Source organism: Actinomadura gamaensis (assembly GCF_042652125.1).
Lineage (GTDB): Bacteria > Actinomycetota > Actinomycetes > Streptosporangiales > Streptosporangiaceae > Spirillospora > Spirillospora gamaensis.
Window position 1 is genome coordinate 786,169 of the sequence record NZ_JBHSIT010000002.1, and the last position, 17,313, is coordinate 803,481.

Here is a 17,313-nt window from a genome sequence, read left to right on the forward strand (position 1 = left end):
CCGGATCACACGCCCAGCTCGTTGTCGATGAAGTCGAGGATCTGCCCGGCGTCGGCCGTCCGCAGGCGCTCGGCCGCCGCGTCGTCGCCGGGACCGCGGCTCTTCAGCCGGGACAGCAGCGCCTCCAGGCGGGTCGTGACCGCGCCGGTGTCCAGGGCGGACGCCGCGGACGCCGAGGTCAGCGCCCGTTCCAGCCGGTCCAGCTCGGCGAGCGCCGGGTCGGGCGCTTCCGGGGCTCGGGGCGTTTCGCCCGAAGCGTCCGGGGCGAGCCGTTCCAGCAGGTGGTCGGCGAGCACGGTGGCCTCCGGGTAGTCGAAGACGAGCGCGGAGTGCAGCCGCAGGCCCGTCGCGGCGGCGAGCCGGTTGCGCAGCTCGACGGCGGTGAGGGAGTCGAACCCGAGGGACTTGAACGAGGCGTCCGCCGGCACCGCCGCGCGGTCGGTGTGGCCGAGCACGGTCGCCGCCTGCGCCCGGACGAGCCCGACGAGCGCCTTGCGCCGTTCCGGCGGGGACATGCCGCGCAGCCGCGCGGACCAGTCGTCCGGAGGTGCGGCGGACGCCGCCGCGCGGCGCGGCCGGACGGCGGGCACGGCGAGGTCGCGCAGCGGCGCGGGCAGCTCGGCGGCGGGACGGCCGGCCAGGGCGCGCGCGTCGAACCCGAGCGCGACGAGTGCGGGCCGTCCGTCGCGGCGGGCCGCGTCGAACAGGGCCAGGCCGTCGCCGGTCGGCATGGCCTTGATGCCGAACCGGCCGAACCGGGCCCGATCGGCCTCGGTGAGCCCGGCGGTCAGCCCGCTGGCCTCCTCCCACAGGCCCCACGCGATGGACACTCCGGCGAGTCCGGCGGCGCGGCGGTGCGCGGCCAGCGCGTCGAGGTAGGCGTTGGCCGCCGCGTAGTTCGCCTGCGCGAGCGTGCCGAGCGTCCCTGCGAAGGAGGAGAAGAGGACGAACATGCCGAGCGGCAGGTGCGCGGTGGCCTCGTGCAGGTGGCGCGCGCCGTCCGCCTTGGCCGCCCAGACCCGCCGGACGTGCTCGGGGGTCAGGGAGCGGACCATCGCGTCGTCCAGCGCCCCGGCGGCGTGGACGACCCCGGTCAGCGGACGCTCCGGCCCGACGCTCGCGACCAGCTCATCGACCGCCTCCCGGTCGGCGACGTCGGCCGCGACGGCGCGCGCCTCGACGCCCAGGCCGTCCAGGCGCGCGAGCAGTTCGGGAGCGCCGGGCGCGTCCGGTCCCTGGCGGCTGACCAGCAGGATCCGTCCTGCCTGGCGGGTGCGCGCGAGGTGCTCGGCCACCGCCGCGCCGATCATGCCGGTGCCGCCGGTGATGAGGACCGTGCCGCCGGGGTCGGGCGCGGGCGGGACGTCCAGCACCAGCTTGCCCGTGTGCCGCGCCTGGCTCATGAACCGGAACGCCTCTCGGGCCCGGCCGAGCGGCCAGGTCCGCAGGGGCAGCGGCCGGAGCGTCCCGGCGGCGAACAGGCCGGTGAGCGTGCGGAGCATCGCGCCGATCCGCTCCGGTCCGGCGTGGTCGAGCAGTTGGAACGCGGTGTAGGAGATGTCCGGATGGTCGTCTGGGTCGCGTATGTCGGTCTTGCCCATCTCCACGAACCGGCCGCCGCGGCGCAGCAGGCGCAGCGAGGCGTCGGTGAGCTCGCCGGTCAGGCTGTTCAGGACCACGTCGAGGCCCTCGCCGCCGGTCGCTTGGCGGAAGGCGTCCTCGAAGGCCGCGTCGCGGGAGGACGCGCGGTGCGCCGCGTCGATCCCCATTTCCGCGAGGATCGGCTCCTTGCCGGGACCGGCCGTCGCGAACACCTCCGCGCCGAGATGCCGCGCGATCTGGACGGCCGCCGTCCCCACCCCGCCGGTCGCCGCGTGGATCAGCACGCGCTCCCCCGGACGCAGCCCCGCCAGGTCCACCAGGCCGTACCAGGCGGTCAGGAACGCGACGGGCGTCGCCGCGGCCCGCCGGAAGTCCCAGCCGTCCGGGATGGGGGCCAGGGTCCGGGCGTCGGCCACCGCGTAGGGGCCGAACGCCCCGCCGAACAGGCCCATCACGCGGTCACCCGGCGCGAGGCCCGTCACGCCGGGACCGACGTCCAGCACCACGCCCGCGCCCTCGCTGCCGAGACCGCTGTCGGGGTCCATGCCGAGCGCGATCAGGACGTCCTTGAAGTTGATCCCGGCGGCGCGCACGCCCACGCGGACCCGGCCGGGTCCGAGCGGCTCCAGCACGTCGGGGCACGGCACCATCGCCACGCCGTCGAGGGTCGCGTCCGCCGCCTCGGCGAGCCGCCAGGCGCGCTCGCCCGCCGGGGGCGCGAGTTCGACCGGCTCCGTCGCCGGAACCATGCGCGGCACGAGAAAGCGCCCGCCGCGCACCGCGACCTGCGGTTCGCCGGTCGCGACCGCCCACCGGACGGCCCGCTCGACGCCCTCGTCGTCCTCGTCGTCCTCGACGTCGGCCAGGACGAACCGGCCGGGGTTCTCCGACTGCGCGCTCCGCACCAGCCCCCATACCGCCGCACCGCCTGGGTCGGGATCGTCGGCGGCGACCGCTCCCCGCGTCACCAGGACCAGCCGCGAACCGGACGTCCGGGACGCTTCCAGCCACTCCTGGATCACCGCGAGCGCCCGCTCGACGGCCGCACGGCCGCCCGTGGTGTCCAGGTGCTCCACGGTGACCGTTTCCAGGTCGGTTTCATCGGGCCGGACGGACGGTTCCGGCAGCGGCGTCCACTCCACCGCGAACAGGCCGTCGGGGACGCGCCGCAACCGCTCCGCGCTCGTCGGCCGCAGCACGAGCGACTCCACGGTCAGCACCGGAGCGCCCGCCGGATCGACGACGCCGATCCGCACGCCGTCCTCGGGACGCTCGCCGCGCGGCGAGATCCGGACGCGGACCGCCGTCGCGCCGACCGAGCGCAGCGCGACACCGGACCAGGCGAACGGCAGCGGCATCCGGCCGGCGCCGAGCGGTCCGTCGAGCAGGCCGTCGAGCAGGAGCGGCTGGATCGCCGCGTCCAGCAGAGCAGGATGGACGCCGAACCCTCCGGCCTCACCGACGGCCTCCGGCAGGCTCACCTCGGCCAGCAGGTCGCGGCCCTGCCGCCACACCGCGCGAAGGCCGCGGAACGCCGCTCCGTAGTCGTAGCCCGCAGCCGCCACCCGGTCGTAGAAGTCACCGATCGGGACCGGATCGGCGTCGGCGGGCGGCCACTGCGTCACTTCCCCGCCTTGTTCGCGCGGCTCCGGGGCTAGGACGGCGGTGGCGTGATGGGTCCAGTCCGCGTCGTCGCGGCCCGAGTACACGCGCGCCTCGCGGCGGCCGTCCTCGCCGGGCGGATCGACGAGCACCTGAAGGTTCAGCTTGCGCGTCCCTGCGGGGAACACCGGTTCGTGCAGGGTCAGCTCGTCCACGGACGCGCAACCCACCTCGTCGGCGGCTCGCAAAACCCACTCCACCAGCGCCGTGCCCGGCATCAGCGCGGCGCCCGCGACCTGGTGCTGCGCCGCCCAACCTCCCCCGGACGTCGAGAGCCCGCCGCTCAGCATCCGTCCGCCGTCCGCGAGCGCGACCGAAACCGGCAGATGCGGATGGCCGGACGCGGTGCCCGCCTGCACCGCCGAGCGGTCGCCGAGCCAGAAGCGCGTGCGCTGGAACGCATAGGTCGGCACGTCCACGACGCGGGGCGGCGGGTCACTCGGGAACCAGGCCGACCAGTCCACCGGGGCCCCGGCGGCGAACGCCTCGCCGAGCGAGCGGACGATCCGGGCGGCCCCGCCCTCGTCGCGGCGCAGCGTCGGCACGGCGGCGGCGGTGATCTCGGCGTCCTCGAACGTCTCCTCCATCCCGACCGTCAGGACGGGATGCGGGCCGGCCTCGATGAACACGCGGTATCCGTCGCCGAGCAGGGCCCGCACGGCGTCGGCGAACCGGACCGGCCGGCGCAGGTTCGCGACCCAGTACGCGGCGTCGAGCGACGCGCCACCGGTCCGCGCGCCGGTCACGGTCGAGTAGAAGCCGACCTCGGACGCGCCGGGCGCGATATTCGCGAGCGCCTCGGTCAGCTCGTCCGCGATCTGATCGACGTGCGGGCCGTGCGAGGCGTAGTCCACGTCGATCAGCCGCGCCCGCAGGCCCTGCCGCTGCGCCGCTTCCACGGCGGCGGCCACCTCCGCGGGGCCGCCCGAAATGACGGTCGAGCGCGGTCCGTTGGCGGCGGCGATCGAGACGTTCCCGGCCTCGTCCAGCAGTTCGGCGACCGCTCCGGCCGACGCGCCGACCGACGCCATCGCGCCCGAGCCCGCGAGCCGCCGCAGCGCCTTCGCCCGGACGGCCACGACTCTCGCCGCGTCGTCGAGGGAGAGGATGCCGGCGACGCAGGCCGCCGCGATCTCGCCCTGGCTGTGCCCCACGACCGCCACCGGACGGACGCCGTGGTGCTCCCACACGGCGGCGAGCGACACCATGACCGCCCACAACGCCGGCTGCACCACGTCCACGCGGTCGAGGCCGGGCCCGCCGCCGCGCAGCACCTCGGTCAGCGACCAGTCCACGTGCTCGGCCAACGCCCGCTCGCACTCCGCGACGCGCGCGGCGAAGACGGGCGACTCGTCCAGCAGGTCCGCGCCCATGCCGACCCACTGCGAGCCCTGACCGGGGAAGACCAGCACCGGTTCGGAACCCGCGACGCGTCCGGACACCACGTCCGGGTGCGCCTCACCGGCCGCGAGCGCCTCCAGGGCCGCCTGCTTGTCGTCCCCGACGAGGACGGCGCGGTGCTCGAACGCTGCACGCGTCGTCGCGAGCGTGTAGCCGATCTCCGCCGCCGTGGCGTCCGCCGGGTGGAAGTCCGCCAGGCGCCGGGCCTGCGCCCGCAGCGCCGCCGCGGTCCGGCCCGACACCACCCAGGGCACGACGGCGGGCTCCGTCCGGTCCGGCCGGGGCGCGGGCTCGTCAGGGGCCTCTTCGAGGATGACGTGCGCGTTCGTCCCGGAGATCGCGAACGACGACACGGCCGCCCGGCGAGGACGGCCGCCGCGTTCCCACGGCACGGTCTCGGTGAGCAGCCGGACGCCGCCCGCGTCCCAGTCGACGTACGGGGACGGCTCGTCGGCGTGCAGCGACGCGGGCAGCGTGCCCGCGCGCATCGCCATCACCATGTTGATCACACCGGCCGCGCCCGCCGCCGCGACCGTGTGCCCGATGTTCGCCTTGACCGACCGGATCCAGAGCGGACGGTCCTCCGGGCGGTCCGCGCCGTAGGTCGCGAGGAGCGCCTGCGCTTCGATCGGGTCGCCGAGGCGGGTGCCGGTGCCGTGCGCCTCCACCGCGTCCACGTCGGCGGCCGTCAGGCCCGCGTCGGCGAGCGCGCGGCGGATCACCTCTTCCTGCGCGAGGTCGTTCGGTGCGGTCAGCCCGTTGCTGGCGCCGTCCTGGTTGACCGCCGAGCCCCGGATCACCGCCAGGATGCGGCGTCCGTTCCGGCGGGCGTCCGACAAGCGCTCCAGCAGGAGCAGGCCCGCGCCCTCGGCGAAGACCGTCCCGTCCGCCGCGGCGGCGAACGGCTTGCACCGCCCGTCGGACGCCAGCCCCCGCTGCCGGGAGAACTCGGTGAACAGCGCCGGCGTGGACAGCACCAGCACCCCGCCCGCCAGCGCCAGCGAGCAGTCGTCCGCCCGCAGCGCCCGGCACGCCAGATGGATCGCCACCAGGGACGCCGAGCACGCGGTGTCGACCGTCATCGCGGGCCCTTCCAGCCCGAACGCGTAGGCCACCCGCCCGGAGATCACGGCCGTGCTGCGGCCGGTCGTCGCGTGCCCCTCCAGCTCTTCCGGGACGCGCGGCAGCCCCGACAGGTAGTCCTCGCCGGACATGCCCGCGTACACGCCCGTCCGCGTGCCGCGCAGCGTCGCCGGGTCGATCCCGGCCCGCTCGAACAGCTCCCAGGACGTCTCCAGCATCACCCGCTGCTGCGGGTCCATCGCGAGCGCCTCGCGCGGGCTGATCCCGAAGAACTCGGCGTCGAACCGGTCGGCGTCCCGGACGAACCCGCCGCGCCGCAGGTAGCTCGTCCCCGGATGGTCGGGATCGGAGTGGAACAGGCCGTCCAGGTCCCAGCCGCGGTCGGCGGGGAACCCGGTGAGCGCGTCCGTGCCGCCCGCGACCAGCCGCCACAGCGCCTCCGGCGAGTCGGCCCCGCCCGGGAACCGGCAGGCCATCCCCACGACGGCGATCGGTTCGGCGGACCGCTCCTCGACCTGCCGCAGGCGGCGGCGGGTCTCGTGCAGCTCGGCCGCGACCCGCTTGAGGTAGTCGACCAGCCGATCCTCATTCGCCATGGCGCATCACCATTCAGGAGACTCCGAGCTCGTTGTCGATGAAGTCCAGGACCTGCTCGGCGGACGCGGACATCAGCCGGTCCACGGCGCCGTCGTCCTCCTCGGCCGCGTCCTCCTCGGCCGTGTCCTCCTCGGCCGCGTCCGCGTCGCCGCTTCCCGGCGGGCCGGCGGCGCCGCGTTCCGGAGCCGGCTCGGCGGGGGCGAGCCGCCGCAGCAGCTCACCGGCGACCGCCTCCGGCGTCGGATGCCCGAAGACCAGGCCGGTCGGGAGCGTCAGTCCCGTGGCCGAGGCGAGGCGGTCGCGCAGCTCGACGGCCATCACCGAGCCGAGGCCGAGCTCGGTGAACGTGGCGTCGGGCCGCACGCCGTCCGCGTCCGCGAAGCCGAGCACGGCGGCCGAATGCCCGCGCACGAGGTCGAGCAGCGTGCGGCGGCGCTCGGCGGCGGTCAGCGTCGCGAGCCGCTCCGCCAGACCCGGCCGCCGTCCAGTGTCGGCTTTGCCGGACGCAGCGGACGTTGCGGACGCCGCGGACGGTCGCCGAACCGCATCGGTGCTGCCGGACCGTCCGTTCCCGGCGCGCTCGGCCGCCTCGCGGAGCCACTGATCGTCGGCGCGGCGCAGCAGGACCTCGGCGTCGAGCACCGGCCCGCCCGCCGGGTCGGTCAGGTTCACCCGGACGCCCTGGTCGAGCCCGTCGCCCAGCGGCGAGAGCCGCACGCGGACGGTCTCGGCGCCCACGGCATGCAGCGTCACGTCGTTCCAGACGAACGGCAGCCAGACCCCGCCGCCACCGCTCTCTTCGCCGATGCGGCCGAGCAGGAGGGGGTGCAGCGCGGCGTCCAGCAGCGCCGGATGGACGCCGAAGCCGCCGCGGTCGTGGACGTCCTTCGGCAGGTCGATCTCGGCGTACAGGTCGGCGCCGTCCCGCCAGACCGCCCGCATTCCCTGGAAACCCGGCCCGTACCCGTAGCCCGCGAGGGCCGCCTGGTCGTAGAAGCCGGCGAGCTCGACGGGTTCGCCCTCGCCGGGCGGCCATGCCTTCGGCGGTTCGCCAGGGGCGGCGGGGCCGGAGCGCAGCACGCCGGACGCGTGGCGGACCCATCCGTCGGCCGCGCGCGAGTACACGCCCACCTCGCGGCGTCCGTCCTCGCCGGTCGCGCCGACCACGACCTGCACGTTCAGCCCGTCCGCCGCGGGAACGGCGAGCGGCGTGCGGAGGACGAGCTCCTCGACTCCCGCGCAGCCGACCTCGTCGGCCGCCCGCAGCACCCATTCGAGCTGGGCCGCGCCCGGCACGAGCATCGCGCCGCCGATGACGTGGTCGGCCAGCCACGGCTGCCGCCGCCGCGACACGCGCCCGGTGAGGACGCGGCCGTCCCCCTCGACCGGTTCCACGGCGGCCCGCAGCACCGGATGGCCGGTCGAGCCGAGGCCGAGGTCCGCCGCGTCCACGGCACCGCGCTCGGGCGCGTGCCAGTACCGCTCGCGCTGGAAGGCGTAGGTGGGGAGATCGACCACGGCGGGCGCGGGATCCGCGGGGAAGCAGGAGGTCCAGTCCACGTCCGCCCCGGCGGTGAACGCGCCCGCCAGCGCGCGGAGCACCTGGTCCGAGCCGCCCTGGTCGCGGCGGATCGTCGGCAGCGCGACGGCCCGCACCTCCGCCCGCTCGGCGCACTCCTCGATCCCGACGGTCAGGACGGGGTTCGGGCTGGATTCGACGAACACCCGGAACCCGTCCGCCAGCAGCGCCCCGATCGCGTCCGCGAACCGGACGGGCCGGCGCAGGTTGGTGACCCAGTAGCCGGCGTCCAGGCGCGCGGTGTCGATCCGCTCGCCGGTCACCGTCGAATAGAACGGCACGGACGCGGCGTTCGCCGTGATTCCGGCGAGCGCCTCGGTCAGCTCGCCGGTGATCCGATCGACCTGCGGTCCGTGCGAGGCGTAGTCCACGTCGATCATCCGCGCGCGGAGCCCCTGCTCGCGCGCGGACTCCACCACGGCCGCCACCGGCTCGGGCGGACCCGAGACCACCGTGGACGCCGGCCCGTTCACCGCCGCCACCGTCACGCCGCCGGTCAGCAGCGTCTCGGCCCGCTCGACGCCGACACCGAGCGACGCCATCGCGCCGCCGCCCGCCAGCCGCCGCAGCACCCGGCTCCGCACCGCGACGACGCGAGCGGCGTCCTCGATCGACAGCGCGCCCGCGACGCACGCGGCGGCGATCTCACCCTGACTGTGGCCGATCACCGCCGCCGGCTTCACGCCGTGCTCGGCCCAGACGGCGGCCAGCGACACCATCACCGCCCAAAGGACGGGCTGGACGACGTCCACGCGGGAGAGTTCCGAGCCGTCGCCCCGGACGACCTCGGTCAGCGACCAGTCCGCATGCGCGCCCAGCGCCCGTTCGCACTCGGCCATGCGCGCGGCGAACGTCGGCGACTCGTCCAGCAGCTGAGCGCCCATGCCGGCCCACTGGGACCCCTGGCCGGGGAAGACCAGCACGGGCCCGGGACCCGCCGCGCTCGCGACGCCGGTCACCACGTCGGCGGTGGGCCGGTCGTCCGCCAGCGCGGCCAGGCCCGCGAGCAGCCGGTGCCGGTCCCCGCCGAGCACCACCGCACGGTGCTCGAAGGCGGCCCGAGTCCTGATCAGCGACCAGCCGACGTCGCCGGGAGCGAGTTCGGGACGGGCCGTCAGGTGGTCGGCGAGCCGCTCGGCTTGGGCGCGCAGCGCCTCGCGCGACTTCGCCGACACCACCCACGGCCCGCCCGGCGGCTCGCTCGCGGCGAGATCCGGCGCGGCTTCGAGCACGAGATGCGCGTTCGTGCCGGAGATCCCGAACGAGGAGACGCCCGCTCGGCGCGGATGCCCGTTGCGGGGCCAGTCGGTCGGCTCGGTCAGCAGCCGGACGCCACCCGACGACCAGTCCACGTGCGGGGACGGCTCGTCCACATGCAAGGTCGCGGGCAGCACGCCGTGCCGCATCGCCATGACCATCTTGATCACACCGGCCACGCCTGCGGCTGCCTGCGTGTGCCCGATGTTCGACTTCACCGTCCCGAGCCAGACCGGACTGTCTTCGGGACGGTCTCTGCCGTAGGTGGCCAGCAGCGCGTTCGCCTCGATCGGATCACCCAGGCTCGTCCCGGTCCCATGGGCTTCGACCGCATCGATGTCGGCCGTTGTCAGGCCCGCGTTGGCCAGCGCCTGACCGATCACCCGCTCTTGGGACGGCCCGTTCGGCGCGGTCAGACCGTTACTCGCACCGTCCTGATTGATCGCCGAACCACGCACCACCGCCAACACCCGATGACCATTGCGCCGGGCATCCGACAAACGCTCCAACACCACCAGACCGACGCCCTCGGCCCAACCGGTACCGTCCGCCGCAGCCGAGAACGCCTTGCAACGACCGTCCACCGACAGGCCACGCTGACGCGAGAACTCCACGAACATGCCGGGCGTGGCCATCACCGTCACCCCGCCCGCCAACGCCAGGGAGCATTCGCCCTGGCGAAGCGACTGGCTCGCCAGGTGCATCGCCACCAGCGACGACGAGCAGGCCGTGTCCACGGTCATCGCCGGGCCTTCGAGACCGAACGTGAAGGCGACGCGTCCCGCCATCACGCTGGGCGTGGTGCCGGTGAGGAGCTGGCCGTCGAGATCCTGCGACGGCTCGTGCATGCGCGGGCCGTAGTCCTGGGTGGTCGCGCCGACGAACACGCCGGTCGGGCTGCTGCGCAGCGAGCCGGCGTCGATGCCCGCGCGTTCGAACGCCTGCCACGCGGTTTCCAGCAGCAACCGCTGCTGCGGATCCATCGCCAACGCCTCACGCGGACTGATCCCGAAGAACCCCGCATCGAACAGATCCGCGTCATGGAGAAAACCACCCGAACGGGTGTAGCTGCGGCCCGAACGCGCGGCGTCCTCGTCGAAGAGGCCACCGAGATCCCAGGAGCGGTTGCCCGGGAACTCGCCGATCGCGTCCACACCGTCCCTGACCAGCTTCCAGAGTTCTTCCGGGGACTCGACACCGCCGGGGAAACGGCACGCCATCCCGACGATCGCCACCGGGTCGCCGGACACGGCGTGCCCGTCCTGGACGGACGGGGCGGCCGGTGCGTGCAGCGCACGCTCGCGCACGTGCGCGGCGACGGCCTTCGGGGTCGGGTGATCGAAGGTGAGGGTCGTCGCCAGCGGCAGGCCGGTCGCCGTCGCGAGCCGCTTGGCGAATTCGGTGCCCGCGATCGAGTCGAAGCCGAGCTGCTTGAAGGTCAGGCCGGGATCGACGGCATCGGGCGTGGCGTGGCCGAGGACGTTCGCGACCTCCGTCAGGACGGTTTCCAGGAGCAGCCGGTCGCGGTCCGGGCCGTCCAGACCGGCAAGGCGGCGCGCGAACGGCGAGTCCGGCGAAGGCGAAGGCGTCGGCTCGGCGATTCGCGGCACCTCGCGCATCGGTTCGGGCGCGGCCTGCGGCCAGTACCGGCGGCGCTGGAAGGCGTAGGTCGGCAGGGCGACGCGTCGGCGGCTCCGGCCCGCGAACACCTTCTCCCAGTCCAGGTCGGTGCCGCGGACGAAGAGTTCCGCCATCGCGGCGGCGAACGCGACGCCCCCCGGCTGATCGCTCCGAAGCGCCTGGACCACGACCGGTGCGGGACGGCCCGCCCGCTCCGCCAAATGCTCGCGGACGGCCGCGGCGAGCGATTCGCCCGCACCGAGGACGAGGACGGCGCCGACATCCGGAAGGGAAGCCAGCGTGGCATCGAGCGGCTCCGGCGCCTCATGCGAGAAGGCCACAACGCGTGCGCATGCGTCCGCGAGCGAGAGAGCGCCCGTGACGTAAGCGGCCGCGACCTCGCCGGCCCGATGCCCCAGCACGTGATCGGCGCTCAGCCCCCATGACTCGGCGAGGCGGTACAGCGCCACGTCGAACGCGAACGCGGCGGCCTCCGCGTAGGGCGACTCGTCCGGCACGTCTTCGCCGAGCGGACGGTCGAGATGCTGGTCGAGCGCGGCCCGCACGTCGTCCAGCGCTTCGGCGAACCGGGGATGCGTCGCGTGAAGGGAACGGCCGGTGCCGCCTGTCCCACCGAGGAGGACGGCCACGCCGCCGTCGTTCGTGCGGCCCCGGACCAGCCCGGCGGCGTCCTCGCCCGCTTCCAGCGCGGCCAGCCGTTCGAGGCGCTCTCCGATGTTCGTACCGAAGACGACCGCCCGGTGGCTGAACACCGAACGCGTCGTCCCGAGCGAGTAGCCGACGTCCGCGACCGAGTCCGCGGGACGCTCCGCCAGGTGCCGGCGCAGGCGTCCGGCCTGCGCCGACAGGGCCTCCCGGCTCGTCGCCGACAGCGCCCAGGGAATGTCGTCCTCGGCCGTCCTCGAAGAAGCAGACTCGTCTTCGACCGGTTCGGGCGCTCCGGCGAGGACGACGTGGCAGTTCGTCCCGCCCATGCCGAACGAGCTGACCCCGGCGAGCAGCGGACGGTCCGGACTCGGCCAGCCGGTCAGCCGGTCCTGGACCCGCAACCCGAGCCGGTCCAGCGGGATGCGCGGGTTCGGCGTGCGGAAGTTCAGGCTCGGCGGCAGCTCCCCGTGCTCCAGGCTCAGGGCGGTCTTGATCAGGCCCGCCATGCCGCCCGCGCCCTCCAGGTGCCCGATGTTCGTCTTGACCGAGCCGACCGGCAGCGGCGCGCCGGCGGGCCGGTCCGCGCCGAGGACCGCGCCGAGCGCCGCCGCCTCCACCGGGTCGCCCACCGGGGTGCCGCTGCCGTGCAGCTCGACGTACTGGACGTCCGAGACCGGCACGTCCGCGGCCCGGTAGGCCTCCCGGAGCACGCGTTCCTGCGCGGCCGGGCTCGGCACGGTCAGCGCGTCGGTGTTGCCGTCGTTGTTCACCGCGCCGCCGAGGATCACGCAGTACACCCGGTCGCCGTCGCGCAGCGCGTCGGCGAGCGGCTTCAGCACCACCGCTCCCCCGCCCTCGCCGCGGACGAAGCCGTTCGCGCGGGCGTCGAAGGTGTGGCACAGGCCGTCCGGGGAGAGGCCGCCGAACCGTTCGGCCATCTCCATGCTGTCCTCGGCGAGGATCAGGTTGACGCCGCCGGCCAGCGCGACCGAGCACTCCCCGCGCCGCAGGCTCTCGGCGGCGGTGTGCACCGCGACCAGCGACGAGGACTGCGCGGTGTCGATGTGCAGGCTCGGGCCGCGCAGGTCGTACTTGTGGGAGACGCGGTTGGCAATGATGCTGCGGTGCACGCCGGTCATGGCGTGCCGGGCGCTCCCGTCCAGGTCGGACCGGCGCAGCACCGCGGCGTAGTCGGTCCAGATCGCGCTGACGAACACGCCGGTGTCGCTCCCGGCCAGGGACGGCGGGCGGATGCCGGCGTCCTCCAGCGCCTCCCAGGTCAGCTCCAGCATGAGGCGCTGCTGCGGGTCCATCGCCACCGCCTCGCGCGGGGAGATGCCGAAGAACTCCGCGTCGAACGAGGCGACGTCGTCCAGGAAGCCCCCGGGCCAGGCCCGCCCCTCGCCGGCGGAGCCGGGCGCCCGGGCGCGGTCGGACGGCATGGTGGTGATCGCGCTCTCGCCCCGGCGCAGCAGCCGCCAGAACGCGGCGGGGTCGGGGGCGTGCGGCAGCCGGCAGGCGAGGCCGACGACCGCGACCGGCGCGGCGCTACCCATCGCGCCAGGTGCGGAGGTCGGCCGGCGCGCGGTCCTGGAGGTCGGGCGGCACGTGGTCCTGAGCGGTCATGGAGAGTACCCCCGGCGTGGACGTCGCTCTCGTCTCGGTGCCCGGTCATCATTCGACGCCCCGCTAAAGGCCCGCCAAACGTCCCGAGCCGGGGCAGGCGCGCGCGGGGTCTCGCGGGGGTGAGGCGGGAGAGCGGGCCGCGGCGGGACGCCGGGACGGGGTGGGCCGCGCGGGAGTAGGGGTGGTCCGGAGCAGGGGGTGACTACGGGTACCGCCCCGGACGGACGAAGCACATCATCGGGCTGCGAACCCTAGGAAAGGTGCTTCGATGACGACACCGGCGAGAGCACCCCGTCTCGTCCGCCCGGTCCTCGCGTTCGCGATCGCCTGCGGGATGCTGGCCGCCCTCCTCCCGCCCGCCTCCGCCCGCCCCGCGCGGGCCACGGCCGGGCCCTCCTGCACCGTTCACCGGCTGCACGTCCGCATCGCCGATCCGGGGCCGGCGGACCAGACGCTCTGGGGGCAGCTGTGCTACCCGGGCGCCGCCCGCCCGTCCAAGGTCCAGCTGCTGGTGCACGGCTCCACCTACGACCACCTCTACTGGGACTTCCCGGCCGGGAACGGCCTGTACTCCTACCTGCGCGCGGCGGTGGGCGCCGGGTACGCGACCTTCAACGTCGACCGGATCGGCAACGGCGCCAGCTCGCATCCGCCGAGCTCGCAGCTCGACCTGGTCGCGGGCGCCGTCGCGATGCACGACGTCGTGACCGCGCTCCGCTCCGGCGCGCTGGACGGCCACGCGTTCACCCGCGTCGCGTGGGTGGGCCACTCCTACGGCTCGTTCACCGGCATGTACGAGATGTCGCGTTACCGGGACGTGGACGCCGCGGTGCTGACCGGCGCGCTGCACGGCATCAACCCCGACGGCGGAACGACGATCTATCCCGCCGTGCAGGATCCGAAGTTCGCCGACTCCGGCCTCGACAGCGGGTACGTCACAACCAAGCCCGGTATACGTGACTTCTTCTACTACCCCGCGACGACCGACCCGCAGGTGCTGGCGACCGACGAGGAGACCAAGGACGTCGCGCCGCTGGCGGCCAGCCCGCCGCTGCCCGCGCCGATGGACTTCACCGTCCCGGTCCTGCTGGTCTCCGGGATGCGGGACAAGGGACAGTGCGTCAACGTCACCCTGTACGACTGCACCGATCCGGCCAGCGTCAAAGCCTCGGAGTCGCAGTACTACCGCCCCGAGACGCACCTCACCGTCCGGATGGTCCCGGAGACCGGGCACAGCCTCGCACTGGCGACGACCGCGCCGGTCACCGACGCGATCATGCTCGGCTGGCTCCAGCAGAACCTGAACTGACGACGCCACGACGGGATGCACGACGCCACGAAGGAACGACACCACGAAGGGATGACGGCACGAAGGGACGACGGGCGCCGGCGGGCCCGGTGACGGCGCTAGGCGGAGCCGTCCGCGCCGATCCGGGCCCGCCACGCCTCCAGGCCGTCGAGCAGGCGGGCCAGGCCGAAGTCGAAGCCGTGCTCCTGGAGCTTCTCCACGTCCATGCCCTTGTTGTCGGACCACAGGCCGACGTAGCTGTGGAAGTCCGACTCGTGGCGCCGGACGTAGGGCTCCAGCTCGGCCATCAGCTCGTGCGGGCTCTTGCCCGACCGGCCCGAGACGTTCCGCATCGCCACCTCGCTCATCGACGAGCCGACGGTGTAGGACGACAGCATCGAGCTCGCGAAGACGAGGTCGGCGCCGCGGAACCCGGCGGCGGCCAGGGCGGCGACCATCCGGTCGCCCATCCGCAGCGCGTTGGGGCCGATCGCGGGCAGCACGCCGAGCAGGCCGATCATCCACGGGTGGCGCAGGATCGCGGCGCGGTACTGGTTCGCGCAGGCCGCCGCCGCCTCCCGCCAGCCGACCTCGGCCGGGTCGGGGATCTCGACCTCGCCCATGACCTCGTCCATGGCGAGTTCGAGCAGCTCGTCCTTGTTGGCGACGTACCAGTAGGCGGACGTGGCGCCGGCGCCGAGCCGGGTGCCGAGGCGGCGCATGCTCATGCCGTCCAGCCCGTCGGCGTCGAGCAGCTCGATCGCCGCGGCGACGATCTGCTCGCGGCTCAGCGTGGGCGCGTCGCGGCGCGGCTTCGGCGGCGGGCGCATCCAGACCGAGGCGGCGATCGGATCGGTGTTCGGCGACATCCCCGTCCTCACTCAGGTCAGCGGTGTTCCCCCAGGGTAGAGCATATCGCATGGCGTACGATCCTGGTACAGTGTTCGATAACTTAACAGCGTACGAGCGGAAGGGCTGCCATGTCGTCCCCTCAAGCCGAAACAGCGGCCGCGCCGGCCCCCGATCCACGGCGCTGGTGGATCCTCGGCGTGCTGTGCCTGGGCCTGTTCGTGGTCGTCATCGACAACGCGGTGCTGACGGTCGCGATCCCCTCGCTGATCCGCGACCTGCACACGACGATCGCCGACGTGCAGTGGGTCCTGGACGCCTACATCGTGGTGTTCGCCGGCCTCCTGCTCGCCGCGGGCGCCCTGTCCGACCGCTACGGGCGGCGGCTCTGCCTCGTCATCGGGCTGGTGCTGTTCGGCGGCGCCTCGATCCCGACCGCCTACGCGTCGACCACCGGCCAGCTCATCGCCTCCCGCGCGCTCATGGGCGCGGGCGCGGCGTTCCTCATGCCGGGGACGCTGTCCATCCTCACCACCGTCTTCGACGAGGAGGAGCGCAAGAAGGCCATCGCGATCTGGAGCGCGGTGCTCATGGTCGGGGCGCTCGGCGCGCCGCTGCTCGCGGGCGTCATGCTCCAGCACTTCTGGTGGGGGTCGGTGTTCCTGCTGAACATCCCGGTCGCCGCGCTCGGCGTCATCGCCGCGCTGCTGATCATCCCCGAGACGCGGGGCCCGGCCACCCGTCCCGACCTCGGCGGCGCCGCGCTGTCCACGCTCGGCATGGCCGCGCTGGTCTGGAGCATCATCTCCGCCCAGCAGCACGGCTGGTCCGCCGCCCGGACGGTCGCGGGGTTCGCGGTCGCGGTCGTGGCGCTGGCCGCGTTCGCGTTCTGGCAGCACGTCGCCAAGGACCCGATGCTCCCGCTGAAGCTGTTCCGCAACCGGGACTTCGGCGGCGCGAGCCTCGCCCTGGTGCTGGTGGCGTTCTCCTCCGGCGGGCTGCTGCTCGCGCTCACCCAGTTCATGCAGTTCGTGCTCGGCTACAGCCCGCTGAAGACCGGGGCGGCGTTCATCCCCCTGATCGTCAGCGCGATCGCCTTCAACGGGCTCGGCGTGCTGATCAACAAGAAGTTCGGCGCGCGGGCGGCCATCGTCACCGGGCTGGTGCTGCTGGCCGCCGGCTTCGGGCTGCTGGCCCTCATGAACCCCGGTGACGGGTACCCCAAGCTGGTCCTGTCGCTGATCGTGATCGGCGCGGGCAGCGGCACCGTGGGGCCGGCCGCGTACGGGACGCTGCTGGGCGCGCTGCCGCCCGAGCGCGTCGGCGTCGGCTCGGCGGTCAACGACACGGTCTCGCAGACCGGGCAGGCGCTCAGCGTGGCCGTCCTCGGGTCGGTGCTGACCGCGTTCTACGCGTCCAAGCTGCCCGACGGCGTGACCGGCAAGGCCCGCGACTCGATCGGCGAGGCGCTGACCGCGGCGGCCGTCCGGCACGACGCGGGGCTGGCGCACACCGCGCAGAACGCCTTCGTGGACGCGATGGCGGCCACCGCGATCGTCGGCGCGGCCGGCATGCTCGTCGCGGCGGTCGTGGCGTTGACGATGCTGCACGGGCACCCCGCCCAGCCCGCTCCCGCCGCCGAGGAGAAGGTGGACACCTCGGCGTGACCCCGCCGGGAGGGCGCGAGGAGGGGCCGGCGCCGGCGGGCGCCGGCCCCTCGTCACCCCTACGGCCCGCCGGGTCCCCGCGCCGCCCCGGAACAGGGGCGGCGTTAGGGGTATCGCGGTCCGGCGGAAGGCGGCCACCATCGAGGTATCCGACCCCCGAGGGGAGCGCTTCGATGATGAAGCCCAGCCAGGACGCCACCCAGCGGCCCGCGACGGACGCCGTCCTCGTCGGCGGCCCCGACGACCTGCCGGAGGTGGCGCGGCACGCCTCCGCCGGCGACGAGACGACGATCAAGGTCTTACACCGCGGCGGCTACGAGCACTTCGAGCGCGAGGAGGGGCCCGGCGGCCGGGAGGCGGCCGGACCGCCGGTGTACCGGTGGACGATGCGCACGCGGATCGCCGAGTAAGCG

6 protein-coding genes are annotated in these 17,313 nt (G+C 74.5%); 3 read left to right on the top strand and 3 right to left on the bottom strand.

Annotation, left to right across the window (positions count from 1 at the left end):
• Positions 1–5 precede the first annotated feature (5 nt).
• Complete coding sequence (locus ACFPCY_RS09370) at positions 6–6,344, bottom strand: SDR family NAD(P)-dependent oxidoreductase (protein WP_378253358.1); 6,339 nt, start codon at positions 6,342–6,344, stop codon at positions 6–8.
• A 13-nt stretch (positions 6,345–6,357) separates the two neighbouring features.
• Entirely contained in the window at positions 6,358–13,026 is a 6,669-nt protein-coding gene (locus tag ACFPCY_RS09375; protein WP_378253359.1) for a type I polyketide synthase, read from the bottom strand.
• 338 nt (positions 13,027–13,364) lie between these two features.
• On the opposite strand from ACFPCY_RS09375, the gene ACFPCY_RS09380 reads away from it, so the two are divergent.
• Positions 13,365–14,405, top strand: a complete 1,041-nt coding sequence (locus ACFPCY_RS09380) for an alpha/beta hydrolase (protein ID WP_378253361.1) — start codon at positions 13,365–13,367, stop codon at positions 14,403–14,405.
• A gap of 98 nt (positions 14,406–14,503) precedes the next feature.
• Here ACFPCY_RS09380 and ACFPCY_RS09385 read toward each other — a convergent pair whose 3' ends face one another.
• Complete coding sequence (locus ACFPCY_RS09385) at positions 14,504–15,253, bottom strand: TetR/AcrR family transcriptional regulator (protein ID WP_378253363.1); 750 nt, start codon at positions 15,251–15,253, stop codon at positions 14,504–14,506.
• 111 nt (positions 15,254–15,364) lie between these two features.
• Between ACFPCY_RS09385 and ACFPCY_RS09390 the strand changes: the two genes are divergently transcribed.
• Positions 15,365–16,900 (top strand): MFS transporter, encoded by a 1,536-nt coding sequence (locus tag ACFPCY_RS09390; RefSeq protein WP_378253365.1) that lies wholly within the window; start codon positions 15,365–15,367, stop codon positions 16,898–16,900.
• 173 nt (positions 16,901–17,073) lie between these two features.
• Positions 17,074–17,310, top strand: coding sequence for a DUF5988 family protein (locus tag ACFPCY_RS09395; protein WP_378253367.1), 237 nt, complete (start codon positions 17,074–17,076; stop codon positions 17,308–17,310).
• Positions 17,311–17,313 lie beyond the last annotated feature (3 nt).